At 58.2% G+C, this 23,654-nt stretch carries 24 protein-coding genes; 17 read left to right on the top strand and 7 right to left on the bottom strand.

Features of this window, described 5'->3' with window-relative positions; genetic code table 11:
• Positions 1–207 precede the first annotated feature (207 nt).
• The 7 genes from ARCT_RS0113365 to ARCT_RS0113335 all read left to right on the top strand — a co-directional run bounded on the left by ARCT_RS0113365 (position 208) and on the right by ARCT_RS0113335 (position 7,154).
• On the top strand, positions 208–933 hold the full coding sequence (locus tag ARCT_RS0113365) for a lysozyme (protein WP_051360741.1): 726 nt from the start codon (positions 208–210) through the stop codon (positions 931–933).
• Positions 930–1,265 (top strand): hypothetical protein, encoded by a 336-nt coding sequence (locus tag ARCT_RS0113360; RefSeq protein WP_027240532.1) that lies wholly within the window; start codon positions 930–932, stop codon positions 1,263–1,265. The genes ARCT_RS0113365 and ARCT_RS0113360 overlap by 4 nt, the downstream gene beginning before the upstream one ends.
• A gap of 67 nt (positions 1,266–1,332) precedes the next feature.
• Positions 1,333–1,458 (top strand): hypothetical protein, encoded by a 126-nt coding sequence (locus ARCT_RS28810; protein WP_276202246.1) that lies wholly within the window; start codon positions 1,333–1,335, stop codon positions 1,456–1,458.
• The gene (locus ARCT_RS28245) at positions 1,448–1,612 is read left to right on the top strand and encodes a hypothetical protein (RefSeq protein ID WP_161631321.1); all 165 of its coding nucleotides are present in this window, start codon (positions 1,448–1,450) and stop codon (positions 1,610–1,612) included. Before ARCT_RS28810 ends, ARCT_RS28245 begins: the two co-directional genes overlap by 11 nt.
• Positions 1,613–1,841: 229 nt before the next feature.
• The gene (locus ARCT_RS0113350) at positions 1,842–2,960 is read left to right on the top strand and encodes a porin (protein WP_027240531.1); all 1,119 of its coding nucleotides are present in this window, start codon (positions 1,842–1,844) and stop codon (positions 2,958–2,960) included.
• A 229-nt stretch (positions 2,961–3,189) separates the two neighbouring features.
• Entirely contained in the window at positions 3,190–4,521 is a 1,332-nt protein-coding gene (tig, locus tag ARCT_RS0113345) for a trigger factor (protein WP_027240530.1), read from the top strand.
• A 275-nt stretch (positions 4,522–4,796) separates the two neighbouring features.
• Positions 4,797–7,154: a CHASE3 domain-containing protein gene (locus tag ARCT_RS0113335; RefSeq protein ID WP_084300860.1), complete on the top strand. Its 2,358-nt coding sequence runs from the start codon at positions 4,797–4,799 to the stop codon at positions 7,152–7,154.
• Between the two features lie 100 nt (positions 7,155–7,254).
• Here ARCT_RS0113335 and ARCT_RS0113330 read toward each other — a convergent pair whose 3' ends face one another.
• The 6 genes from ARCT_RS0113330 to rpsF all read right to left on the bottom strand — a co-directional run bounded on the left by ARCT_RS0113330 (position 7,255) and on the right by rpsF (position 11,998).
• A complete protein-coding gene (locus ARCT_RS0113330) occupies positions 7,255–9,213 on the bottom strand; it encodes a bifunctional 2',3'-cyclic-nucleotide 2'-phosphodiesterase/3'-nucleotidase (protein WP_027240528.1) in 1,959 nt (652 codons plus the stop codon).
• Positions 9,214–9,337: 124 nt separating this feature from the next.
• Complete coding sequence (locus tag ARCT_RS0113325) at positions 9,338–9,826, bottom strand: lytic transglycosylase domain-containing protein (RefSeq protein ID WP_205855559.1); 489 nt, start codon at positions 9,824–9,826, stop codon at positions 9,338–9,340.
• 421 nt (positions 9,827–10,247) lie between these two features.
• The gene (locus ARCT_RS27560) at positions 10,248–10,616 is read right to left on the bottom strand and encodes a hypothetical protein (RefSeq protein ID WP_084300858.1); all 369 of its coding nucleotides are present in this window, start codon (positions 10,614–10,616) and stop codon (positions 10,248–10,250) included.
• A gap of 136 nt (positions 10,617–10,752) precedes the next feature.
• A complete protein-coding gene (gene rplI / locus ARCT_RS0113315) occupies positions 10,753–11,376 on the bottom strand; it encodes a 50S ribosomal protein L9 (RefSeq protein ID WP_027240525.1) in 624 nt (207 codons plus the stop codon).
• Positions 11,377–11,389: 13 nt separating this feature from the next.
• Complete coding sequence (gene rpsR / locus ARCT_RS0113310; RefSeq protein ID WP_005982441.1) at positions 11,390–11,617, bottom strand: 30S ribosomal protein S18; 228 nt, start codon at positions 11,615–11,617, stop codon at positions 11,390–11,392.
• 27 nt (positions 11,618–11,644) lie between these two features.
• Complete coding sequence (gene rpsF, locus ARCT_RS0113305) at positions 11,645–11,998, bottom strand: 30S ribosomal protein S6 (RefSeq protein WP_027240524.1); 354 nt, start codon at positions 11,996–11,998, stop codon at positions 11,645–11,647.
• A 420-nt stretch (positions 11,999–12,418) separates the two neighbouring features.
• Between rpsF and ARCT_RS0113300 the strand changes: the two genes are divergently transcribed.
• Together ARCT_RS0113300 and ARCT_RS0113295 are read left to right on the top strand one after the other, a co-directional pair.
• Positions 12,419–12,913: a hypothetical protein gene (locus tag ARCT_RS0113300; RefSeq protein ID WP_027240523.1), complete on the top strand. Its 495-nt coding sequence runs from the start codon at positions 12,419–12,421 to the stop codon at positions 12,911–12,913.
• A gap of 210 nt (positions 12,914–13,123) precedes the next feature.
• A complete protein-coding gene (locus ARCT_RS0113295) occupies positions 13,124–13,699 on the top strand; it encodes a YceI family protein (protein WP_027240522.1) in 576 nt (191 codons plus the stop codon).
• Positions 13,700–13,962: 263 nt separating this feature from the next.
• Here ARCT_RS0113295 and ARCT_RS0113290 read toward each other — a convergent pair whose 3' ends face one another.
• Positions 13,963–15,195, bottom strand: a complete 1,233-nt coding sequence (locus tag ARCT_RS0113290; RefSeq protein ID WP_027240521.1) for a cytochrome b/b6 domain-containing protein — start codon at positions 15,193–15,195, stop codon at positions 13,963–13,965.
• Between the two features lie 310 nt (positions 15,196–15,505).
• Between ARCT_RS0113290 and fabD the strand changes: the two genes are divergently transcribed.
• The 8 genes from fabD to ARCT_RS0113245 all read left to right on the top strand — a co-directional run bounded on the left by fabD (position 15,506) and on the right by ARCT_RS0113245 (position 23,498).
• Complete coding sequence (fabD, locus tag ARCT_RS0113285) at positions 15,506–16,441, top strand: ACP S-malonyltransferase (protein ID WP_027240520.1); 936 nt, start codon at positions 15,506–15,508, stop codon at positions 16,439–16,441.
• Between the two features lie 79 nt (positions 16,442–16,520).
• A complete protein-coding gene (gene fabG, locus ARCT_RS0113280) occupies positions 16,521–17,258 on the top strand; it encodes a 3-oxoacyl-[acyl-carrier-protein] reductase (RefSeq protein ID WP_027240519.1) in 738 nt (245 codons plus the stop codon).
• Positions 17,259–17,667: 409 nt separating this feature from the next.
• Entirely contained in the window at positions 17,668–17,901 is a 234-nt protein-coding gene (locus tag ARCT_RS0113275; protein ID WP_009808171.1) for an acyl carrier protein, read from the top strand.
• A gap of 156 nt (positions 17,902–18,057) precedes the next feature.
• A complete protein-coding gene (locus tag ARCT_RS0113270; RefSeq protein WP_027240518.1) occupies positions 18,058–18,801 on the top strand; it encodes a 1-(5-phosphoribosyl)-5-[(5-phosphoribosylamino)methylideneamino]imidazole-4-carboxamide isomerase in 744 nt (247 codons plus the stop codon).
• A 284-nt stretch (positions 18,802–19,085) separates the two neighbouring features.
• Positions 19,086–20,351, top strand: a complete 1,266-nt coding sequence (gene fabF, locus ARCT_RS0113260) for a beta-ketoacyl-ACP synthase II (protein WP_027240517.1) — start codon at positions 19,086–19,088, stop codon at positions 20,349–20,351.
• Positions 20,352–21,506, top strand: a complete 1,155-nt coding sequence (mltG, locus tag ARCT_RS0113255; protein WP_027240516.1) for an endolytic transglycosylase MltG — start codon at positions 20,352–20,354, stop codon at positions 21,504–21,506.
• Positions 21,507–21,883: 377 nt separating this feature from the next.
• Positions 21,884–22,228: a hypothetical protein gene (locus ARCT_RS26040; RefSeq protein ID WP_051360739.1), complete on the top strand. Its 345-nt coding sequence runs from the start codon at positions 21,884–21,886 to the stop codon at positions 22,226–22,228.
• Complete coding sequence (locus tag ARCT_RS0113245; RefSeq protein ID WP_027240515.1) at positions 22,221–23,498, top strand: DNA-packaging protein; 1,278 nt, start codon at positions 22,221–22,223, stop codon at positions 23,496–23,498. Before ARCT_RS26040 ends, ARCT_RS0113245 begins: the two co-directional genes overlap by 8 nt.
• The last annotated feature ends 156 nt before the right edge of the window (positions 23,499–23,654 follow it).

Raw genomic sequence — 23,654 nt, 5'->3', positions numbered from 1 at the left:
CTGGCACTGACCCGCATGCTAGCGCTTTACGCGCTGCCCGGTCTTTTTGTTTATGCGCCCAGTCTGTTTATGCGCCCAGTCTGTTTATGCGCCCAGTCTCGCAGCTTTTGCGGTAACTCCTGCAGCGTACGCAGGGCTTACCTCCTTTCAAACCCCTCTGCCTAGACTGCCCGGTCTCTGACCTGGTTTGTTGAGTGGAGAAGACTGATGAAACTGATTTCTAATTGGAAAACGGTGCTAACCAGAGCTGCCAGCGTTTGGTTTGTTCTCGCTGGTCTGGTTGCGCTACTTGGGTTTTTCTTTGCCACAATCAGCCCGGAAATGACCCGTTGCTCGCCAGTCTACTTTGCAGTGGCCTCGGCGGTGTTTCAGACCCTGGCCATTCCGGCCCGGATTGTGTTGCAGGCGGGGCTTGCGGATTTGCGAGAGTTTCGCCGCAGTCAGGCGGGGGCGATGCGGAACCGCAGTTTGGGGATCATCGCCGGCGGCGGTATTGCGCTCTCCACTGCCCTTGCCTTTATCGGCGGTTGGGAAGGGCTGCGCCAAGAGGCCTACCGCGATGTGGTTGGCGTCTGGACGGTCTGTTACGGCAAAACCCAGCAGGTGGCGCCAGGCGACCGCTATAGCAAGGCGGAATGCGACCAGATTCTGGCGGCCGAGATCCTGTCCTACGAAGCCGCGCTTGATCAATGTCTGACGGCGACCGTTCCGCTGGGCATGAAGATTGCCCTGGTGTCCTGGACCTATAATGTCGGGGCAAAGGCCGCCTGCCAATCAACATTGCTGCGTCTCGCCAATGCGGGGGACCTGGAGGGGGCCTGCAATGAGTTGCCGCGCTGGAACCGGGCAGGTGGCAAGGTCTGGCGTGGTCTGACCCGGCGCCGGTTTTCGGAAATGGAAATGTGCCATGCGGCCTTGGAGGCTGCCAGATGACCCTGGTTTGGCTGCTGCGCAACCTGCCGGTTTTGGCGGTGATGCTGGGGGGGACATTTTTGGTTCTTTGGGGCGGGCGGCTTATCCACGAGCGGACCCGGCTGAGTGCTGAACTGGGACAGGTGCAGCGGCAATTGTCCACGGCTCTGATTGAGCTGGACCGGGTAGAAGAGGCGGCGCGTATTCACCGCGCCCATTTGGCCCGTGCCGAAGAAGCGGCGCGGCGCTGGTCCTTGATCGCCAATGATCTGCAACGGATGGAGGGCCAGGATGCGCCTTTGTCACCTTTGCTTGGCCATATTGCTGAGCGCCTGTACCAAACCCGCCCCTAGCCCCATTCTGGCTCCCCATGCCGTGCCGCCGGACCTGTTGCGTGGCTGTGCCGGGTACCGGGGCCCCTTGCCACGCACGGAAGGGGACTTTGCCAAAGCCATTGTTGCCGAAGCCCAGGGGCGGGCCTGTGCAAATGCCAGATTGGCAACGGTTGGAGAAATTCTGTCCAAACCGGATCAGAATGACAGCTGACGTTGTTGCCTGCCCCGGCTGGCAAAGGGCGCAAAGAAGGGCCGCAAATTTTGCTGCAGCTCTTGGTACAAGAAAAAACGATTCCGTGATCGGTTTGAAAAAAACTGATCACTCTGTAGTGAGTTTCGCTGGGCGCAAAGCAGCTTTGTTCTGAGCGCAGGCGCTAAGTGATCTGGTTCACTTAAGGGTGTTCGGGCTTTGCGGAAAATAGCCGAATATATTGGCAATAAAGCAAAATATTGCCAAATTTTGACCCCTGGCAAAGCTGAATTGATTTCAAGACTGCGCGCCAAAAAAACTGATTGTTATAAACAGGCGAGGAACGGATCCCTGGGATGGGGGGAGTACGGGCCACCTAAGTTCAATCAGGAGACTCAAGATCCATGAGCACCAAACTCGTATTGCGCAGCAGCGCGGTCGTTGCCGCAGCCTTGCTGGCAGCCCCCGCATTTGCGGGCCCCACCTATACCAATGACAACGGCGGCAGCTTCCGCTGGTATGGTCAGTTCAACCCATCCTTTCAGTCGTTCGACGACGGTGTTGAAGACTATAACCGCCTGTCTGACAACTCCTCGTCGAACTCGCGGATCGGCTTTTGGGTCGAACAGGCCTTTGGTCAGAACAAACTGAAATTCCACTTTGAAACGGCCTTTGGCTTCCGTGCGTCTGATGGCACAGACCAGACCTCCAAGGGGGATGTTACCAGCTGGAGCCGGACCAACCTGCGTCACGTTGATCTGCAGTATGAGACAGCAAACTACGGCACCTTCTCGGCTGGTCAGGGCTCGATGGCCTCTGACGGCATCACCGGAGCTGACTACTCTGGAACCGGTCTTGGCGCCAATGCGTCGATTGCTGACATCGGCGGTGGCTACCTGTTCCGCGATGGCGCTGGCAACCTCACCGGCGTGAGCGTGGCTGACGTTTCTGCGACATACGACGGTCCGCGTCTGGGTCGTATTCGCTATGACAGCACCAACTATGGCGGTTTCACCTTCTCGGCCTCCTATGGGACCGATATTTTGAAAACCAACAATGACCGCGAAACCTACGACGTTGCGGTTCGCTACAACAATGATGAACTGGGTGCCTTTGCCCTGGACGCTGGTCTCGCAGCGGCCTGGACCGAGGAAACCGGCAAACAGGACAGCCGTGACATCTCTGGTTCTGTGGCGATTTTGCATAAAGACACAGGTCTTTCCTTTGCGCTGGCTGCGGGCGAACGTGATATCGCAGGCACCTACACCTATGCCAAGCTCGGCTATTCAGCTGATCTGATTGCAGCAGGCAAAACCTCCTTCTCGGTGGACTATTACGATGGCTCCGATCAGGTAACAGCAGGGGATTCCTCGGAATCCTGGGGTATTGCTGCGGTTCAAAAAATCGACCGTCTCAACCTTGAGACCTATGTCGCTTACCGCGATTACTCCTACGCGGACACTTCGGCGACCACCTATCAGGATGCAAACGTGATCCTGGCCGGCGCTCGCTGGAAGTTCTGAAGACAGATTTTCCCCTCGGGTCTTCAGCTCGGTTTTCAAAACAATACGCACGCCCCCTTGCTGGGGGCGTGTTTTTTGTGGGGAGACCAAAAAAACCCCAGGGAATTGCTGCTTTGAGAGGGGGAAACCGGCAATGGCACTTGCACCGCGCCGCCAGTAACAATAGAAGGCCACAAATTGTCTGGGGGCGGTGCCTGCGCGCGCGCCCCGAATCTCTATGGGGTATAACATGCAGGTCACCGAGACGCTGAACGAAGGTCTGAAACGCGGCTACGCCATCACGGTCACGGCGGCCGAACTGGACGCCAAGGTCAATGAAAAATTGGCCGAAGCGCAGCCGGAAATCGAAATGAAAGGTTTCCGCAAAGGCAAGGTGCCTATGGCGCTGCTGAAAAAGCAGTTTGGCCAGCGCATGATTGGCGAAGCGATGCAGGAATCCATCGATGGTGCCATGAATGAGCACTTTGAAAAATCCGGTGACCGTCCTGCCATGCAGCCCGACGTCAAGATGACCAATGAAGATTGGAAAGAGGGCGACGACGTCAGCGTTGATATGTCCTATGAGGCGCTGCCAGAAATTCCTGAGGTCGACCTGTCTGGTGTGACCCTTGAGAAGCTGGTTGTGAAAGCCGAAGACGAAGCTGTCACCGAAGCGCTGGAAAACCTGGCTGAAAACGCCAAGGAATTTGAAGCTCGTGACGAAGCGGCTGTCTCTGAAGATGGCGATCAGGTTGTTATCGACTTCCTGGGCAAGGTTGACGGCGAAGCCTTTGAGGGCGGCGCAGCTGACGATTACCCATTGGTTCTGGGCTCCAACTCTTTCATCCCCGGCTTCGAAGAGCAGCTGGTTGGCGTGAAGGCCGGCGACGAAAAAGACGTCTCCGTGACCTTCCCAGAAGAGTACCAGGCCGAACACCTGGCTGGCAAAGAAGCTGTGTTCTCTTGCACCATCAAAGAGGTCAAGGCGCCAAAAGCTGCCGAGATCAACGACGAGATGGCCAAGAAATTTGGCGCCGAAGATCTGGAGGCTCTGAAGGGTCAGATCCGCGAACGTCTCGAAGCCGAATATGCCGGTGCAGCCCGCGCCGTGATGAAACGTGCCACCCTGGACAAGCTGGACGAGCTGGTCTCCTTTGATCTGCCCCCATCGCTGGTCGAAGCCGAAGCCAAGCAGATTTCACATCAGCTGTGGCACGAGGATCACCCTGAGGTCGAAGGTCACGATCACGGCGATATCGAGACAACCGAAGAGCACACCGCTCTGGCTGAGCGCCGCGTTCGCCTGGGCCTGCTGCTGGCAGAACTGGGACAGAAAGCCGAAGTCGAAGTGACCGATGCTGAAATGACCCAGGCCATCATGGCTCAGGCGCGTCAGTACCCAGGTCAAGAGCGCCAGTTCTTTGAATTCATTCAGCAGAACGCTCAGATGCAGCAGCAGTTGCGTGCGCCTTTGTTTGAAGACAAAGTCATCGACCACCTGTTTGACAAGGCCACCGTCGCTGAGAAAGAAGTCTCCAAAGAGGACCTTCAAAAAGCTGTCGAGGCTCTGGAAGAAGAATAAGCTCTTTCCTTTTGAGCTTTGTGGGGCCGCCTTTTGGGCGGCCCTTTTTCGTTTCAAAGGGGCCAAACCATATGATGCGCTGGCTTTTTTTTAGACATTCCAAACTCGTAATGAAAAAATACTCTCACAACCTCTGGTGCAAATAAGACTATCGTAAGCCTTGTGTCTCATCGTGAGATTTCTATTGATTCAGATGGGATGCAACGATGTCTGGTGGTTCTGCGAATAGGTTTCGGAGATTTTCTTTTTCCAATGCGAAGACAAAGACAAAAGTCATGTCTGCGGCATTGTTTCCTTTGGTTCTCATTGCCGCAGTCGGCGGACTGGCGGTCTATGATCTGAAACGGATGGAAGAGACCTCTCAAAAGGTCGAACATTCGCGGCATATTCTGGATCAGGTTGCGTCGCTCACTGCGGCGGCGTTTGAAATGGAGTCAGGCCTGCGCGGCTATCTCTTGGCGGGGCAGGAGCGGTATCTGCAGCCCTATGAAAACGGATCGGCTGAAACCTTCGCTGCCTTTGAAGAACTGTTTGTGATCGTCAGCGATGAGCCCAAGATGGTGGAGCGTTTAACCCAGGCAGAAAACACTCTGCGCTCCTGGCAGACAGAGGTTGCCGAGCAAGCAATTGAACTGCGCCGTGAAATTGGTGACGCAATGACCATGAATGACATGGCGGCAGAGGTCAAAACGGCCAAAGGATCAGTGTTTATCGACGCCTTTCGCTCGGAAATCGAACAATTCATCGAAGATGAAGAGGTCCGGCTGACGGATCGTCGTCAGGCGTTTGTCACCCTGGTGAAATCCGGCATTGCCAGTCCGGACTTTGTAAACATTTCGCTGGCCGCCGTGGAACAAGCCCACGGGACCATCAGCAAAGCCAAAGATCTACTGGCGATTGCTGTTGGCATGGAATCCGGCATGCGCGGCTATCTTCTGGCCGGCGATGACGCGCTTTTGGTGCCTTACAACACAGGGGTTGAGGCCTTTGATCGCCTGATCAGCAGCCTGACAGAGGAAACCAGCGAGAACCTGATGCAGGAGATCCGTATCACTAAAATGGCCAAGACGCTTGCGGATTGGCGTGAACAGGTGGTTGAGCCGCTGCTAAAGCTGCGTCGCGACATTGGTGACGCCAAAACCATGGATGATATGGCTGATTTTGTTGGCGCCGGACGCGGGGCTGCCTATTTTGCGGAATTCTCCGAAATCATGTCCTCTTTTGAGGCGGGGGAGCTCACCACGATGCGGGCGCGCCAGGCGGAAAACGCCGAAATGTCAGCGCAGACCCAAACCATGATTCCTGTGGCAATTGTTGTGGCCATCCTTCTGGGCGGCACCTTTGCCTTGATGCTGGGCAGCAGCCTGGCCCGCGCGGTCAACCGGATCACGGTCTCGATGAAGGGACTGGCTGAGGGGGACAACAGGGTTGAAATTCAGGGTCAGGATCGTGGCGATGAAGTTGGGCAGATGGCGAGGGCGCTGGACGTATTCCGGGATGCTCTGGTCGAAATGCAGGCCCTGGAGAAGAAAAAGGCCGAAGGTCGTGATGCCGAGCTGAACCGGGTGGTAGAGAATTTGAGCGCGGAGCTGTCGCAGCTGTCAAAAGGCAATCTTCTGGTGCAGATCGAAGAGAAATTCCCCGAGGATTACGAAAAACTGCGCCGCGATTTCAACATGACCGTCAGCAATCTAAAAGGGATTGTTGGTCAGGTTATGGAGACCTCCAGCAGTATCGGCAATGGCGCGGTTGAAATCAGCCAGGCCTCGACGGATCTGTCCCACCGCACCGAGAGCCAGGCGGCAACCCTGGAACAAACGGCTGCTGCATTGGACGAGCTGACGAGTTCGGTGAAATCTGCTGCCGAAGGGGCAAAGGCCGTCGAGCAAACGATGGAAGAGGCCCGTATCGAGGCTGAGAACAGCGATGTTGTGGTGCAAAAAGCGGTTGCCGCGATGACCGAAATCGAAAACTCATCCGAGAGCATTTCCCAGATCATTTCGGTAATTGATGATATTGCCTTTCAAACCAATCTATTGGCACTGAATGCCGGGGTAGAAGCCGCCCGTGCAGGAGAGGCCGGACGGGGGTTTGCGGTGGTGGCGAGCGAAGTTCGCGCCCTGGCGCAGCGCTCCTCGGGGGCGGCGATGGAGATCAAAACGCTGATTGAAGACAGCGGCAAACAGGTTGGTCGCGGTGTGGATCTGGTGGGTCAGGCAGGCCGGGCGTTGCAAAATATCGTGGAACAGGTGAGCCGGATCTCGAAACAGGTTTCTGGAATTGCCGAAGGCGCGGTCGAGCAATCGACAGGTCTCAACGAGATCAATTCAGGCATGATGCAACTTGATCAGGTGACGCAGCAAAATGCCGCCATGGTGGAAGAGGCCACAGCGGCCAGTCTGCTGCTAAAAACCGATGCCGGAAAGCTGGCTGAACTGATGGGGAACTTTGAGATTTCACATCAGTCCCAGTCGCTTTCGCGGGGGGCGGTCAGGGTTGTTGATACGACCGTTTCCGCTTCGGGTGCCGCGGCGGATTTTGCGCGTGAAGACAGCTGGGAGGGTGTCGTGAAGGCTGCGCCGCCGATGGCTGCCACCGGGACTGACGACGCCCGGGGCTGGGAAGACTTCTAAAATCAGAGGTGCCGACTGATGCAAAAGCGGGCCCAGCTGAATAGCGGGCCCGCTTTTTGGATGTCTTTCAGCGGATCAGGGACCCGCGGCGCCTGATCTATCAGAGGTCGATGCGGAAGCGGGCAAAGCCGTCGGGGCCTTCGCCTGCGGCTGAGATGGCGACGCCCTCGACATCCCCGGCGTAGTCGCTTGCCTTGGGACCGGTATCAAACAGAACACTGGTGCCGGGCAGGGGCGCAAAGCTCCAGTTGGCATCGGCGCGGGGGCTGATGGTGCCTTTTTCGACGATGTAGCGCACAATGACGTCGCGGTTGGTGTCTGGCCCTTCAAAGACGATAGAATCCCCTTTTGCACCGGGGAAGTCCCCACCGCCTGAGGCGCGGTAGTTATTGGTGGCAACGATAAACTGGGCCTCCGGGTCGATTGGCGCGCCGTTGAAGGTCAGGTTGACGATGCGATTGGCCTCGGGGTTCTCCAGAACGCCGGTGCTGCTGAATTTTGACGGCTGGCTCAGGTCGATCTGATAGCGCACCCCGTCCATCACATCAAAATTGTAGCTTGGGAAATCAGGGTTGAGCAGCAGCTGGTCTGCCTTGCCCGGCTCTACCTGATTGAACATGCCCGCTGAACGCTCCAGCCAGTCCTTGACCTGAACCCCACTGACCAGAACCGCGCGGGCGGTATTGGGGTAGAGATATAGATCCGAGACATTCTTGATCGCCACATCGCCCTTTGGCACATCGGTGAAATACTCAGGGCCGCCACGGCCACCGGCCTTGAACGGCGCTGCAGCTGACAGGATTGGCAGGCCTTCGTATTTGGTGCCCTGCAGCATCTGGGCGATGTACCAGCTCTGGGCGATGGATACGATCTGCACCGAAGGATCATCGGCAACCAGGGCAAAATAGCTATGCAGCGGCGCATCGGTTTTGCCCACCGCGCGGCGCACATAGGCCAGGGTTTCCTCGTGCTGCTGGGCGACAGAGGCCAGCACCTTTGCATCGCTTTCCACCAGTGCGGTGATTGATCGGTCCTCGTTGCGTTTGGAAATGGGGCGGGCTTCTGCGGCATGGCCGACGACGCGCCAGCCGCCTGCGTCGCGTTCCAGCATCAGATCAATCAGGCCCAGATGGCTGCCCCAATAGCCGCCCATGGTGGCGGGTTTGCCCTGCAGGGTGCCCTTGGCCACGTCGATGCCATCAAGCCCGTCATATTTGGAGGAGGGGAACACCAGATGGCTATGCCCGGTCATGATTGCGTCAATTCCGTCCACACCAGCCAGCACCAGTGAGGCATTTTCCATCCCCTCCTGCTCACGCGCTTCGCCAATGCCGGAATGAGAGAGCGCGATGATGATATCCGCGCCTTTCTCCTTCATTTCCGGCACATAGGCACGGGCGGTCTGCAGGATGTCACGGGCCTGGACATTGCCCTCCAGATGACGACGATCCCAGTTCATCACCTGCGGCGGGACAAAGCCGATGAGGCCAATTTTGATCGGATGTTTTGCGCCTGCGCCATCGGTCAGCTCGCGATCTATCAGCACATAGGGGGGCAGCAGGGTCTTGTCGTCACGTGGGCCGACGCCGGTCTCTTTGGCGATATTGGCGCAGACCACCGGGAACTGTGCCCCGGCAAGGGATTTCATCAGGAAATCAAGACCGTAGTTGAACTCGTGGTTGCCCAGTGTCGAGGCATCAAAGCCCACAGTATTCATCGCGTCAATCACCGGATGCAGATCGCCTTCGCGCATTCCGCGCTCATAGGCGATGTAGTCCCCCATTGGGTTGCCCTGCAAAAAATCACCATTGTCCAGCAGCAGCGCATTGGTGGCCTCGGCCCGGATGTCATTCACAATTGAGGCAGTGCGGGCAAGCCCCACCGTGTCGCGGGGTTTGTCTGCATAGTAATCATAGGGAAAGACATGCACATGCAGGTCGGTGGTTTCCATCAGTCGCAGATGCACCTGGTTTGAGGCGGCCTGAAGAGAAAACGGATGCAGCGCGATGAGGCCGGCGCTGCCAGCGAGAAAAGACCGGCGGTCAAGTGAGATCGGCATGAAGAAACTCCCAGTGTCAGTTTGCTGCGTAATTATCCGGTAACGATAACAGCAAAATGACAGGAGTCCCGGTGAATTTAGTCCCGGTGAATTTTCGCCACAGCATGTGCCACTTGGTCGGGGGCTAGTGCACCAGGCCGGTCTCTTTCAACATGCCGCGCCGCTTGGCCTCGTAATAATAGCCACGCGAATAATGTTTGACTGCGGTATCAAAATTACCGTCCGACAAGAGCCAGGCGCCGCGCAGGTATTTTACCGCAAATTCAAGGTTTGTATCCGCATCCAGCAAGTCCTGCGGTGTACCGGAAAACCCCATGGAACGTGCAGTGGCCGGCAGGATCTGCATCAGGCCATAGTAGGGGCGGTTGATGGCTTCTGGTTGGTGGGTGCTTTCGCGGATTGCCAAACGATGCACCAGGGCGCGCGGGACCTCATAGTGGTCTGCCCAATGGTTGATGCTTTGCCGCAGTTGCGGTGTTTCATTGGGGTAAAGGGGCGGGGTGACCTGGGTTTCTGCGCCGCCCTGTTTGTCCTGGCTGCAGGCTGTGGTTGCCAGCGGGGCAACCAAGGACATCAAAAGAACCAAGGTCTTGCCGCTGATTTTTAATGTCATCATGCAGGAAATCCACCAGTTGAAGTATCGTGTCGCGGGCCGTTTGGGTCATCCTAGACATTCCTTTGGGAAAGGAAAGAAAGCCCCGCCTGGATCGGCGGGAACTTTCTCATCCCAAAGGCGCTGCCCGGACCCAAACGGGAGGCGGTGACCTGCGATAGCTGAAAAGTGAAATTTCGCGAACTGGCCGCTGCGGTGGACATCACCGAGGCTAATCGGTCCTTGCTAAAATCCGGCAAGGCCAAAGGAGGGGCTTTGCAACCCAGGATGCGATCTGCCGGTTTCCGGAGGGCCAGCCCGGAGATATCTTGGAATATTTGCCGGAAGCAGACAGTTAGAGCCAGCTCCCGCTAATAGACGCCCCTTAGCGGGAGATGTGATGATTTCCGGCGCGAAGCTGCCAGTCAGGAGGTCTGATCCCTTAGCCGGTCACAGGGTGACCGCGCTGCTGCATGCATTGCACCAGGTAGTTACGCTGCGCCTGCTTGACCTCAGCATCGCCAATCGCGGCACCAACGGCGGCACCTACGATGGCACCTGCCAGCGCTTTGTCGTGGCCTTCAATTGCACCGCCCAGGGCGCCACCTGTGCCGACTATGGCTGCAGTCTTGCCGATATGCCCCTGCCCAACACGACGGGCCTCGGCGCGGCACTGAGCCTCATCATTGGCATAACCACTTGGCAGAGCACCGCTGACCTGCAGCGGTGCCTCCAGCGGGACAGTGTCGCAGGCGGATAGCGCCAGAAAAAGAAAACCGCCACAAAGGTCTGTTAAAACTCGGCTACTCATATGCTTTGCTCCCTAAATTCAAAGGTGACACAGCCTCAGAGTAGGACGGAGCAGCGAATTGAGCCAGCCCGAAAAGAAAATAGGCCACACCGCAGGGGCGTGGCCTATTCTGATAGATGTCTGATCAAGCTGGTGATCAGGCAGCAGGCTCTTCGTCAGAAGCAGCTGCGGGGGCGTCGCCCTGGTCGTCGTCGTCGTCGGATGCGGCAGAGCCGATATCGTCGAACAGTTCTGCGATTTCGAATTCAGCAGCGGCTTCCTCTTCGGCAGCGAGCTCCTGGATCGATTTGCCAGAGGCCTGCAGCTCAGCTTCTTCGGCGGAACGGGCTACGTTCAGCTTGATCTGAGCTTCGACTTCTGGGTGCAGTTTGACCACAAGGGTGTGCAGGCCGAGGTCTTTGATCGGATCGATCAGAGCAACCTGCTTTTTGTCGACCGAGAACCCGGCTTCGGTGGCGGCTTCGGCGGCATCACGCGGGGTGACGGAACCGTAAAGCGAACCAGAATCCGAAGCAGAGCGAATCACGACGAACTGCTGACCGTCCAGCTTTTCAGCCAGGGCGGCGGCTTCGGCTTTGGTTTCCAGATTGCGTGCTTCCAGCTGCGCTTTCTGGGCTTCAAAGGCGGCCAGGTTGGCTTCCGATGCGACCTTGGCTTTCGCCTGGGGCAGCAGGAAGTTGCGGGCATATCCGGACTTAACGTCTACGACGTCGCCCATCTGGCCCAGCTTGGCCACACGTTCAAGAAGGATAACTTGCATTGCTCAGGTCTCCTTACTTAACAGCATAGGGCAGCAGGGCGAGGAAGCGGGCGCGCTTGATAGCACGGGCCAGTTCACGCTGCTTCTTTGCCGAAACGGCGGTGATACGCGAAGGTACGATCTTGCCACGCTCAGAGATGTAGCGCTGCAGAAGACGAGTGTCTTTGTAGTCGATCTTTGGCGCGTTGTCGCCCGAGAAGGGGCAGACTTTACGACGGCGGAAAAATGGTTTGGCTGCCATGGTTTAGCGTCCTTTTCTCAAGCTAGATCAGCGGCGCTCGCGACGGGTGTCGCGTTCGTCACGTTTCTGCATCTGGACCGAAGGCCCTTCGGCGTGCTCGTCGACCTTGATGGTCAGAACGCGCATCACGTCATCATGCAGGCGCATCAGGCGTTCCATTTCCTGAACAGCCGCTGCAGGTGCATCGGTGCGCAGGAAGGCATAGTGGCCCTTGCGGTTTTTGTTGATCTTGTAGGCCATCGTTTTGACGCCCCAGTATTCACTGTCAACGAGTTTACCATCGTTGTCAGCCAATACGGCACCAAAATGTTCGACGAGACCTTCAGCTTGCGAGTTGGACAGATCCTGACGCGCAATCATAACATGCTCATAGAGGGGCATGCGAACTCCAGTTTGTTTCAAGGCGCATTTCATAGACCGGGCGGTTGAACCTTCCGCTGCCCTGTCACGAGAGTCTGCGCGGAACGAATGTGTCGCGGAAGGTTGGCCCCATATAACGGCTTTGACGCAAAGAGCAAGGTGAATTGGTCGGCGGGTACATCTCAGGCGGGCAACAGCAGCCGTTGCGACAATTGCAGGGCCTGGACCGAGTCTGTTTTGCCCGATGTGTAGGGCGAAAAGGGGTGGAAAATCAACAATTCCCTCCCTGTCGCCCCAATGTTGCCTCATTCTTCACGTCAAACTTGGTTAACAAAAAGTTAATGTGCACCGGATAGGTGACGGCAAGACAGATTGAGGCAGATGATGAGCATATCCAGTGAGGCCCCCCTTTCTTATGGGCACCAGCATCGCAGTAGATTTATGGATCATTCGCGCGCCACTGGCAGCCTGGCAACGGCGATGCCACTGGTTCTGAGCTTTGAAGCAAATTGGCGGCTGCGTACTGTTATGCTGCGCGGCCTGGGGCTTGCCATGATGGTCAGCGCCAGCTGGCTATGGCTGTTTCCGGGCAGTGTTGCCGATCCGGAATTGAACCTGGTGAAGGTTGGTGTCTCGGTCCTGTTTTTTGTGCTCGGGTTGGTGCTGATGACCACCCGTGATTTGCACAATCAGCCAGAGGCCTGTTTTGATCCGGTGCGCCGCGAGTTGCGGGTGCTGCGCCGGGATGCACAGGGGCAGCCCAAAACGGTCCTGCGCCGCAGCTACGATACCATTGGCGGCGCCCGGCTGAACGACGCTGCGGTGCAATTGTTTGAAAACGACGGCAGTCTTTTGATCGAGGTGCCCCTTGGCAGTTCGGCGGCGCGTAGCCAGTTGCGGGATCAGCTGAGCGGAGCGGTGCAATTGTTTAGCTGACCTGTTCACGTCTGCGTGAATGGTTTTGATCCTGTCCCCCCGAAATTGCGATAAATATAGGGCTCTGCGTTGCCGCGCAGGGCCTTTGTTCTTTTCTCAACAGATGATGTTGGAAAATGCTGGTTTCATTTTTGTCATCCAGGCCACAGGTGTAGCCCACAAGATTCAGACACCCTGAAACTCTACCCTTCACCAATGGAGCGAAAATTCATGAAAAAGATCCTTGCCGCTGTAGCACTTGTCGGCCTGAGCACCACCGCAGCCCTTGCTGCCCCCGAAAAATATGTGCTGGACTCCAGCCACAGCCAGATTGTGTTCAGCTACAACCACCTCGGGTTCTCCACCGGTAGTGGGATGTTCTCGGGCTTTGAAGGCGAGATCATGTTTGATCAGGAAGCCCCTGCAAACTCCAGCGTTTCCGTTTCCATGCCGCTGAGCTCGATGCTGACCGGCTGGCAGGCGCGGTTTGATCACTTCATGTCCGCTGATTTCTTTGGCGCCAAAGGGGACGAGCAGATTACCTTCACCTCCACCAATATCGAGGTGACAGGGGATACCGCTGCCAAGATCACCGGCGACCTGACCCTGAATGGCGTGACCAAATCCGTGGTTCTGGACGCAACTCTGAACCAGGCTGGCGATCATCCGATGGCGGGTAAGCCCTGGGCTGGTTTTGATGCAACCACCACGCTGGTGCGGTCTGACTTTGGCCTCGAAAAATTCGCGCCATATGTCAGCGATGAGGTGGCTGTGGCGATCTCTGTTGAAGCGATGAAGGCCGAGTAACAGCTGTTTCTCAGCTCGAAGCTTATCAAGACGAAGCGCCGCTTTCCCATAGGGGGAGGCGGCGTTTTGCGTTCGCAGAGGTCAGAGGTTTCATGTCTTGGCGCGAGATCGCTCTGGCTTTACGTCCCTGGGATTGCTTTGCCACGAGATGTCGATCCTTGGCCAGGATGGCGAAACGTAAAAACCTCCCCGGATCATTCCGGAGAGGTTTGTTTTTGTGGGTGGTGCTGCGCGGGTGGGATCTGTCAGAGGATACTGTCAGATTATTTGGTCTTTTGAGCGGTCAGGGAAACATCCAGGACAACCTCAAAGCCCAGGGTGCCCTCGTCCTGGGTGCCCGCACCGATGTCAAAATCAAGCCGGTTCACCACCGCCTGGCCCTGCATCTGCGCAGTGTCGCCATTGATTTGCAGGGTAAAGGGCAGGGTAAGAGGCTGGGTCTTGTCGCGGATGGTCAGCTCTCCGACCGCTTGGTATCCGGTCTCCAGCTTTTCCAACTGCGCCTCGAACCGGGCCTTTGGGTAGGTGGCGCTGTCAAAATAATCCGCCCCCATGGCTTGATCTGTGACGCTCCCAAGGGTGAGTGAGGCAATGTCGATCTCGACCGCGACCTGACCCGCGGGGCCCGGCGCATCTGGGTCGTCAAAGGTGATATCGGCCTGCCAGGTGGCAAAGGAACCGCTGACGCCGCTGCCCATCTGTTGGACGGTCAGGCCAAGGCTGCCTTCTTGTACCGCCCAGTTCCCGGCGGGCCGTGTTGCGGCGTTCCCTGTGGCGGTGGCGCTTTGGTTGTTGTCCTGTGTATCTTGCGCCATCATGACACCGCCGGTCAGCACTGCCGCCCAGACAACCAGCGCAAGACCGGCTGGAACCGGGCTGTGCTTTTGTGCGGGGGGTGTTGGCAGATCACCGGATTTGGGCAACATGCGGCGCAGGGTGGCGTCGCGGTCGACCACCGCATGTTTCAATGCTCCGGCGACATGTAGTCCAAAGGTGACCATCAGCGTCTGGGTCGAGACCCAGTGCAGCGTGCCAAACAGTGCTGCGGTGGCGTCGGATTTTGTCACAAAGGGCAACTCCTGGCCAAAGGGCCACCAGATCGGGGCAAAGCCGGTGCTGGCGGCATGGTGGATCCAGCCCGTCAATGGCGTCGCCACCATGGCCCCGTAAAGCAGCCAGTGAACCACTTCTGCTGCCAGGGCTTCGGGTTTGTTTTCCGGATGCAACAGCCCCGGCTTGGGCTGGGAGAGGGCCCACAGAATGCGGCCCAACCCGGTAAAGAAGGCGGCAACGCCGATGGTTTTGTGGATCGAGAACAGCAGCACGGCGCGGGACAGGGTCGCGTCGGATCCATCAAACCCCGGGCTTTGAATCTCATGGGCCAGATCGTTGGCGATCAGGCCAAGCAGAAAGGCGGAGATCAGCAGGAGGGCAGAGAGCCAATGAAAGCCTTTGGTGACGCTGCCGTAGCTGGAGGTGGTGTTTTGGGCTGGCACGGGGGTGGTTCCTTGTGAGGTGCGATGCTGGCCACTCTAATCGAGACGCAGAGGCATGCAATGGGGGGCTCTGTCCGTGCGCGAACAGAGTTTGTGCGAAGGGTCATGTGGCGCAGAGCGCCGATCTGGCAGCCGCCATCGTGCCCCTATCCGCAAGGCAGGACAAAGGGGCAGGACAGAGGGGTAGCACAGGCGGGCTGGATTGGCGGACTGGACAGGTGGGCAGAAGGGCACCCTTGGTCAGTTCTCTTGTACGTTGGGTCAGCTGCGTCTAAACCGGGGAAAACGACAGCGAAGGAAGTGACCCTTAATGACGATCGCATTTGTATTTCCGGGGCAGGGCGCCCAGGCCATTGGAATGGGCCAGGCATTGGCAGAAACTTATCCGGCCGCGAAGGCTGTTTTTGATGAGGTCGACGCGGCTTTGGGGGAACACCTCAGCAAATTGATCTGGGAGGGCGATATCGAAACCCTGACCCTGACCCAGAACGCCCAACCCGCCCTGATGGCGACCTCCTTGGCGGCGATGCGTGCGCTGGAGGCCGAGGGCGTTGCGATTGACCAGGCTGGTTTTGTTGCCGGCCATTCGCTGGGGGAATATTCGGCGCTGGCTGCTGCCGGGGCAATTTCCATCGCAGATACCGCGCGCCTGCTGCGCACCCGGGGCGAAGCGATGCAAAGCGCCGTGCCGGTTGGTGTGGGCGCCATGGCTGCGCTGTTGGGGCTAGATTTCGCCACTGTAAAAGAGGTCGCAGCCGAAGCGGCGGCTGAGGGCGAAGTGGTCCAGGCTGCCAATGACAACGACCCCACCCAGGTGGTTGTCTCCGGTCACAAGGCCGCCGTTGAACGGGCCGCAGAAATCGCCAAGGCCCGTGGGGCCAAACGGGCGGTGATGCTGCCGGTCTCGGCACCTTTCCACTGTGCGCTGATGCAGCCCGCCGCAGATGTCATGGCCGAGGCCCTGGCCGCGGTTGAGATCAAAGCCCCCGCCGTGCCGCTGATTGCCAATGTGCGCGCCGACGTGGTGAGCGACCCGGCTGAAATCCGCCAGCTTTTGGTTGAACAGGTTACCGGTTCGGTGCGCTGGCGTGAAAGCGTCCAGGTCATGGCGGCGCAGGGCGTCACGGAGTTCTGGGAAATTGGATCCGGCAAGGCTCTGTCGGGCATGATCCGCAAGATCGACCGCAGCCTGACCTGCCGTCAGTTTGGCACCCCCGAGGCGGTTGCAGCCGTCAAAGAGGCCTGAATTCTACGCGCGCAAAAGCGGTGCGACCGGGAGCAAGCGCGGCTCTGATGGTCATGCACCTGCAAACAGAGGAAGAGATATGTTTGATTTGACTGGTAAAACCGCCCTGATCACCGGGGCTTCGGGTGGGATCGGCGGCGATATCGCCCGTGCCCTGCACGCAGCGGGTGCGACCGTTGCGCTTTCTGGCACCCGCGAGGCCCCGCTGCAGGAACTGGCAGCTGAGCTTGGCGAGCGTGCCCATGTGCTGATCTGCAACCTGAGCGATGCAGAGGCGGTGGAAGCCCTGCCCAAACAGGCTGTCGCTGCCATGGGCAGTGTTGATATTCTGGTGAACAATGCCGGGATCACCAAAGACAATCTTTTTATGCGCATGAAAGATGAAGAGTGGCAAAGCGTGTTGGATGTGAACCTTACCTCGACCATGCGGCTGTGCCGTGGGGTGCTGCGCGGCATGATGAAAGCCCGCTGGGGTCGGATCATCAACATCTCGTCCATCGTTGGCGCCACTGGCAACCCTGGTCAGGGCAACTATGCCGCCTCCAAGGCGGGGATGATCGGGATGTCCAAATCCGTCGCCTATGAGGTCGCCAATCGCGGCATCACGGTCAACGCGGTTGCGCCTGGGTTTATTGCCACCGCCATGACCGACAAACTGAATGATGCGCAGAAAGATGCCATCCTGTCGCAGATTCCCGCCGCCCGGATGGGGGATTCGAAAGAAATCGCCGCTGCGGTGCTGTATCTGGCCAGCCCCGAGGCCGCCTATGTCACCGGAACCACCCTGCATGTGAACGGCGGTATGGCGATGCTGTAGGCTCATTTGGTTTTGTTTATTCTTCGGCCTGCCGCAAAAAACGTTGCAGAATCGAGATATTCAAAGCACAAAATAGCCCAGAACTTTGTGAATATCATATTGATATCAACAAGGTTTTAGAAATCTTCGGTGCTGCCCCTTGTCCTTGGGGCTGGGCGGCGCCATCTGCTCGACTGGGGCAGTCATGGCAGGGCATAGACAAGAACCGCAGATGCAGCGAAAGCATTTGCCTCTGCGCTGGTCTGTGCTATAGGCGGCCCATATTCGTCCTGACGTTTTCCTCGCAAGGGAAAGCGATCGGGTAGCTCTCGTTTTTGAGAGCAGAACCGCCCGCATCGGGCAAAACAATGCCACCCCAAGCGGGTACGGGCAAAACCGGGCAATCTGCCCTGAAGAACGAGGAAATGACATGAGCGACGTCGCAGACCGCGTAAAAAAGATCGTTGTAGAGCACCTGGGTGTTGAAGAAGAAAAAGTGACCGAAAACGCGTCCTTCATCGACGATTTGGGTGCAGACAGCCTCGACACTGTTGAGCTGGTCATGGCCTTTGAAGAAGAATTCGGCATCGAGATCCCTGATGATGCGGCCGAAACCATCCAGACATTTGGCGACGCAGTGAAGTTCATCACCGAAGCTTCCTAAGTCGTAATTACATCATTGTGATTGCCTTGACGGCGCTTTCCATCGTGGAAGCGCCGTTTTGCGTCTCACGCCTTTTGTTCTTCTGGACGATGGTTCTCCTGCGTCGCCCGTTTTTGTGGTAGCGTGTAAAGATGACCAACTAGGAGGGCTTCGGAGATGATGATTTTTCCGACAATCGAATTGCTAGACGGGCGCTGCGTCACTCTGGAAAAGGGTCGGCTGGAGGAGCCGATGGTCTGGCATGTGGATCCTGTTGAAAAGGCAAAGGAATTTGCCGCAGCAGGTGCCCAGTGGATGCACCTGACTGATTTCAACGCCATTCAGGGCGATGACAGCAACAAAGAACTGGTGGCTGAGATCATTCGCAGCGCTGGTATTCCGGTACAATTGGGCGGCGGTATGCGCAGCCGGGACAGTATCGAGAGCTGGATCGAACAGGGCGCAGGACGTATCGTTGTTGGCACCCTGGCCGCGCTTGATCCCACTTTGGTTTGCGAGATGGCGAAACAGTATCCCGATCAGATCGTTCTGGCGGTGGATGTCTGGCAGGGGCAGGTTATGACTGAAGGGTGGCGCCAAGCTGGTGCATTTGAACCTGAAAGCTATATCGCCGCCTTTGGGGCTGCCCCCTTTGCAGGCATTATTGTCACCGATATCGACAGTGATATGTCCGACCTGGACGGGCAATTGGGGCTGATTTCCGGGCTGGCCGCCAAGGCTCAGTCACCGGTGATCGCCAGTGGCGTCGTGCGCTGTGTCGATGATCTGTCGCGGTTGAAGTACCTGTCCAATATTGCCGGGGCTTTGGTTGGGCGGGCGCTGTTTCGCAAGACGCTCACCCTGGAGGAGGCCCTGGAGGCGGCCCAGCCGCACCCTGAAGAAGTTGCTGAATTCATTTAATGAATCACCTGCGACTGCAGGGCTTGCACCAGGTAATAGGCGGGGCGGTCAAACATGGCCGTTCCGCTTTTTGCTTTCGCCAGAGGGCTGGCCGGATCCTTTGGCCTGGCTCTCTGGCTGGGCGCTTGGCAGAGCCGGTTTGCCGCAGTGCCGATGCGCTGATTGGCTTGGCTTGGGCTCTGTTATTTGCCATTCTGCGCCGATACGTTCTATTGGCGCACTTGCACCCCTAGGGCAATCCAAGCTATCTGGTTGCGAATTGCCGAGGCAGAGGAGAGCAAGGAATGCGTCGAGTCGTTGTAACCGGACTGGGATTGGTGACACCTTTGGCAACCGGGGTCGAAGAGACCTGGTCGCGCCTGCTGGACGGTCAATCTGGCGCCGGACCGATCACCCTGTTTGACGCAGAGGCCAGTGGTGTTGCAACCACCTATGCTTGCGAAGTCACGCGTGGTGACGGCACAGACGGCTCTTTCAATCCGGATGACTGGGTGATCAAGAAAGATCAGAAAAAGATCGATGACTTTATCCTTTATGGTATCGCCGCCGCTGAAATGGCTGTGCGGGATGCTGACTGGACCCCGGAAGATACCGAAAGCCAGGAGCGCACAGGCGTCATGATCGGCTCTGGCATCGGCGGGTTGAGTTCCATCGCCAACACCGCAGTGATGATCAAGGAAAAGGGCCCGCGCCGGGTCTCTCCCTTCTTTATTCCCGGTGCGCTGATCAACCTGATCTCTGGTCAGGTCTCAATCCGCTTTGGGTTCAAAGGCCCCAACCACTCGGTGGTGACGGCTTGCTCAACAGGGGCCCACGCCATTGGCGATGCGGCCCGGTTGATCAAATCCGGCGATGCCGATGTGATGATTGCTGGTGGCGCCGAAGCGGCGATCTGCGAAATTGGCATTGCCGGCTTTAATGCCTGCAAGGCCTTGTCGACCAAATGGGCAGATGATCCCAAATCGGCGTCCCGCCCCTATGACGCTGATCGTGACGGGTTTGTCATGGGCGAAGGTGCCGGAGTTGTGGTGCTGGAAGACTACGACCATGCCGTGGCCCGTGGCGCCAAAATCTATGCCGAAGTTCTGGGCTATGGCCTGTCGGGCGATGCCTATCATATCACCGCCCCCTCCGAGACCGGCGAAGGCGGCGAGCGGTCGATGCGCGCAGCGCTGAAAAATGCAGGGCTTGAGCCCAAAGATGTAGACTACATCAACGCCCATGGCACCTCGACCATGGCCGACACAATTGAACTGGGCGCGGTTGAGCGGATGCTGGGGGATCATGCGGCTGCGGTCACCATGTCGTCGACCAAATCAGCAACCGGCCATCTTTTGGGCGCTGCTGGCGCGATTGAGGCGATCTTCTCGATCCTGGCGATTCGCGATCAGGTTGCTCCGCCAACGATCAACCTGGACAATCAGGCGGTTGAAACACCTATTGATCTGGCCCCAAATGCCAAGCGTGAGCGCAAGATTGACGTGGCCCTGTCCAATTCCTTTGGCTTTGGCGGGACCAATGCCTCGGTTGTCTTTGGGAAGCCTAAATAAATGTGGCGCAGCCTGGCTTCGAATATGCTGACGGTTCTGGTGGTGGTGCTGTTCCTTTTGGGCGGCGTCATCCTTTGGGGCAAGTCACAGTATACCGCTGAGGGGCCGTTGGAGACAGCGATCTGTCTGCAGGTGCGCCCTGGGTCAAACATGACCCGGGTGAGCGCAGAGCTTGAAAAGCAGGGGGCGGTTAGCTCCGGCATGTTGTTCCGGCTCAGCGCCAAATACACTGAAAAGTCGCGCCAGCTCAAAGCGGGGAGCTTTCTTGTCCGTCCTGGCAGCACGATGCAGAGCATTCTGGATCAGATCACCCAGGGCGGCGCCAGCACCTGCGGCACCGAGGTGGTTTACCGCGTTGGGGTGACACGGGTGCGGGCCGAGGTGCGTGAGCTGGACCCGGCCTCTGGTAAATTTGTCGAACGGGCTGATTTTGAGCTCGGCGTTGACGATGTGCCTGCGATCTTCACCCAGTTGAAATCTGCCTCGGATACCCGTTTCCGGGTTGCATTGGCCGAGGGTGTGACCAGTTGGCAGGTAGTGAATGCCCTGCAAAACATCGACATTCTCAGCGGTGATCCCGGAGAACGCCCGGCAGAAGGCATGTTGGCGCCTGACAGCTATGAAATTGTCAAAGGGCAGCCCCGTGACGAGATCCTGGCGCAGATGCAGGAGCGCCAGGAGTTGCTGATTGCGGCAGCCTGGGAAAACCGCAGCGAGGACGCGGCGGTGCAATCGCCCGAAGAAATGCTGATCCTTGCCTCGATCATCGAAAAAGAAACCGGCGTCGCAGAAGAGCGTGGCCAGGTGGCCAGTGTCTTTACCAATCGTCTGAACCGGGGCATGCGCCTGCAAACGGATCCCACCGTGATCTATGGCGTCACCAAAGGCGAAGGCGTGCTGGGTCGGGGCCTGCGTCAAAGCGAATTGCGCAAGGTTACACCGTGGAACACCTACGTGATCGAAGGGTTGCCCCCAACGCCTATCGCCAACCCTGGCCGGGCGAGTCTCTTGGCGGCGGTGAACCCGGAGCCGACCGATTTTCTGTTCTTTGTAGCGGATGGCAGCGGCGGTCATGCCTTTGCGGAGACGCTGCAACAGCACAATAGCAACGTTGCAAAATGGCGCGAGATCGAAGCGCAGCGGAACAATAACTGATTAAACTGCTCTTTTAAGGTCACGATGATCTTTGCCCCCGTCCTCATCATCTGATGGGGGCGGGTTTTCTTTGGCCTGCGCCAGAGCACAGGTCAGAGCACAGGCAGTGGACTAGGCTGGTGGCGCAAGCCGGTGGTTTGGGCCGGTGGCTCCGGCAGGACCACTCCCGGTCTGTTAAGATTTCCTTTTACTCTCGGACGCTTGGCAACCCTGTCTCATTTGACTTTCACCCAGGATCTCGCCTAATTTGCCCCGCAGCTGGAAAAAGAACGAAGATCACTTTCTTGCCCGCCGCGCCAGGTTCTGGGGCGCCAGCGTTTGATCCTCTCAGTCTTTTGTCGTGTCGGGGGCCCTTTGGATGAAAGGCCCACGCCCAGATGTCACAGACAGAGCCATCCCCCAATACTCAAACCACGCAGGATCTGTTTCAGTCGCTGCAGCGCTCGATCCTGCGCCTGCGCCAGGAGGCCGAAGACCTCCAGGAGCGCCTTGCCGCTTGCGGGGAGGAGGCCTTGAACGCCGCGCTTCCCCGGATTGCAAAACTTGAGGGGCTTATCAGAGATTGCCAGAAAGTGGAGAAGACCCTTGTCGAGCAAAACCCCCAAGAGACCTGTGATCAACAGGGGCTTGATCTTGCCGCAGCCCGGGCTGAAATCAGCAGCCGCCTGGATCGCCTGCGCCGCGCCTTTGCTGCAGAAAACCCTGACCGAGGCGATGAGTGACAATGCGACGCTTTCCTTGCCCTATCTGTTTGAGGTCTGGGCCCATGCACATCAGCTGCCGCCCCCAGGGGACTGGCGGACCTGGGTAATTCTGGGAGGGCGCGGCGCCGGTAAGACCCGCGCCGGGGCGGAATGGATTCGCAGCCAGGTCGAAGGTGCCACGCCCCTGGCCCCCGGTCGCGCCCGCCGCCTGGCGTTGATTGGCGAGACCTATGATCAGGTCCGCGATGTGATGATCCAGGGCGACAGCGGCATTCTGGCCTGCTCCCCCCCGGATCGCAGGCCGCAGTGGAAATCAGGTGAACGCAAGCTGATCTGGGCCAATGGCGCCATGGCGCAGGCCTTTTCGGCCCACGACCCAGAGGCGCTGCGGGGGCCGCAGTTTGATACTGCCTGGGCGGATGAGCTGGCCAAATGGCGCCGCGCGCGCGAGGCCTGGGACATGTTGCAGTTCTCCCTGCGGCTGGGAGAGGACCCACGGGTCTGTGTGACCACTACACCGCGCAATGTGGCGGTGCTGCGTCAGCTCCTGCAAACGCCCTCTACGGTGCAAAGCCACGCCGCCACAGAGGCCAACCGCGCCAATCTTGCGCCCTCCTTCCTGACCGAGGTGCGCGCCCGTTATGCGGGCTCGCGTCTGGGGCGGCAGGAACTTGACGGCGTGCTGCTGAGCGATGTCGAGGGCGCCATCTGGCGGGCTGCGCAATTGGCCGAGCTGCAGGTGGCTGCGGCGCCGGTGTTGGATCGCATCGTGGTGGCGGTGGATCCGGCTGTGAGCGCGGGAAAGGCCTCGGATGCCTGCGGGATCCTTGTGGCCGGAGCCTGCCTGCAGGGGCCGGTGCAAAACTGGCAGGCCTATGTATTGGCGGATCGGACCGTTCAGGGGGTGGGGCCCTTGACCTGGGCCAAGGCGGTGATTGCCGCCCATCAGGAGTTCGGCGCTGACCGGGTGGTGGCGGAGGTCAACCAGGGGGGCGCGCTGGTTGAAAGCCTGCTGCGGCAGATTGATCCGCTGATCGGTTTTCAGGCGGTTCATGCCAGCCGGGGGAAGGTGGTGCGCGCTGAGCCCGTTGCCGCTCTTTATGAGCAGCGCCGGGTGCATCATCTGCCAGGTCTGGCAGAGCTGGAAGAGCAAATGTGCCAAATGGCTGCGCAGGGGTTTCAGGGGCAGGGCTCGCCGGACCGGGTTGATGCGCTGGTCTGGGCTATTCATCAGTTAATTCTGGATCCGGCGCGCCAAAATCGCCTGCCACGCGCCCGAATGGTCTGACGCCACGCGGCGGAATGCAACACCGGGGTATCTGTAATTAATAAGTAAATACAGAATATTACGTCCTGCGTTTCCTTTGTGTGGAACGGCGCGCTTGGAGGATGTTCAGCTCCGCAGCTCATATCTGTTCTCCAGCAAAGGGCGCGATGCCCGGAT

Origin of the sequence: Pseudophaeobacter arcticus DSM 23566 (genome assembly GCF_000473205.1) — a bacterium.
In the GTDB taxonomy this organism is placed as follows: Bacteria; Pseudomonadota; Alphaproteobacteria; order Rhodobacterales; family Rhodobacteraceae; genus Pseudophaeobacter; species Pseudophaeobacter arcticus.
Note: the sequence above shows the minus strand (reverse complement) of the source record. Positions and strands in the feature narration are given on the sequence as shown.

Excerpts from the sequence above, each read along its gene's own strand:
- ARCT_RS0113245 (WP_027240515.1), top strand. The coding sequence starts at position 22,221 with ATGAGTGACAATGCGACGCTTTCCTTGCCCTATCTGTTTGAGGTCTGG.
- ARCT_RS28245 (WP_161631321.1), top strand. The coding sequence starts at position 1,448 with ATGACAGCTGACGTTGTTGCCTGCCCCGGCTGGCAAAGGGCGCAAAGA.
- rplI (WP_027240525.1), bottom strand. The coding sequence starts at position 11,376 with ATGCAAGTTATCCTTCTTGAACGTGTGGCCAAGCTGGGCCAGATGGGC.
- fabF (WP_027240517.1), top strand. The coding sequence starts at position 19,086 with ATGCGTCGAGTCGTTGTAACCGGACTGGGATTGGTGACACCTTTGGCA.
- ARCT_RS0113360 (WP_027240532.1), top strand. The coding sequence starts at position 930 with ATGACCCTGGTTTGGCTGCTGCGCAACCTGCCGGTTTTGGCGGTGATG.
- ARCT_RS0113330 (WP_027240528.1), bottom strand. The coding sequence starts at position 9,213 with ATGCCGATCTCACTTGACCGCCGGTCTTTTCTCGCTGGCAGCGCCGGC.
- ARCT_RS0113275 (WP_009808171.1), top strand. The coding sequence starts at position 17,668 with ATGAGCGACGTCGCAGACCGCGTAAAAAAGATCGTTGTAGAGCACCTG.
- ARCT_RS0113365 (WP_051360741.1), top strand. The coding sequence starts at position 208 with ATGAAACTGATTTCTAATTGGAAAACGGTGCTAACCAGAGCTGCCAGC.
- ARCT_RS0113325 (WP_205855559.1), bottom strand. The coding sequence starts at position 9,826 with ATGACATTAAAAATCAGCGGCAAGACCTTGGTTCTTTTGATGTCCTTG.
- ARCT_RS26040 (WP_051360739.1), top strand. The coding sequence starts at position 21,884 with ATGTCACAGACAGAGCCATCCCCCAATACTCAAACCACGCAGGATCTG.
- ARCT_RS0113335 (WP_084300860.1), top strand. The coding sequence starts at position 4,797 with ATGTCTGCGGCATTGTTTCCTTTGGTTCTCATTGCCGCAGTCGGCGGA.
- fabD (WP_027240520.1), top strand. The coding sequence starts at position 15,506 with ATGACGATCGCATTTGTATTTCCGGGGCAGGGCGCCCAGGCCATTGGA.
- fabG (WP_027240519.1), top strand. The coding sequence starts at position 16,521 with ATGTTTGATTTGACTGGTAAAACCGCCCTGATCACCGGGGCTTCGGGT.
- ARCT_RS0113295 (WP_027240522.1), top strand. The coding sequence starts at position 13,124 with ATGAAAAAGATCCTTGCCGCTGTAGCACTTGTCGGCCTGAGCACCACC.
- ARCT_RS0113270 (WP_027240518.1), top strand. The coding sequence starts at position 18,058 with ATGATGATTTTTCCGACAATCGAATTGCTAGACGGGCGCTGCGTCACT.
- tig (WP_027240530.1), top strand. The coding sequence starts at position 3,190 with ATGCAGGTCACCGAGACGCTGAACGAAGGTCTGAAACGCGGCTACGCC.
- rpsR (WP_005982441.1), bottom strand. The coding sequence starts at position 11,617 with ATGGCAGCCAAACCATTTTTCCGCCGTCGTAAAGTCTGCCCCTTCTCG.
- ARCT_RS27560 (WP_084300858.1), bottom strand. The coding sequence starts at position 10,616 with ATGAGTAGCCGAGTTTTAACAGACCTTTGTGGCGGTTTTCTTTTTCTG.
- ARCT_RS0113350 (WP_027240531.1), top strand. The coding sequence starts at position 1,842 with ATGAGCACCAAACTCGTATTGCGCAGCAGCGCGGTCGTTGCCGCAGCC.
- rpsF (WP_027240524.1), bottom strand. The coding sequence starts at position 11,998 with ATGCCCCTCTATGAGCATGTTATGATTGCGCGTCAGGATCTGTCCAAC.
- ARCT_RS0113300 (WP_027240523.1), top strand. The coding sequence starts at position 12,419 with ATGGATCATTCGCGCGCCACTGGCAGCCTGGCAACGGCGATGCCACTG.
- mltG (WP_027240516.1), top strand. The coding sequence starts at position 20,352 with ATGTGGCGCAGCCTGGCTTCGAATATGCTGACGGTTCTGGTGGTGGTG.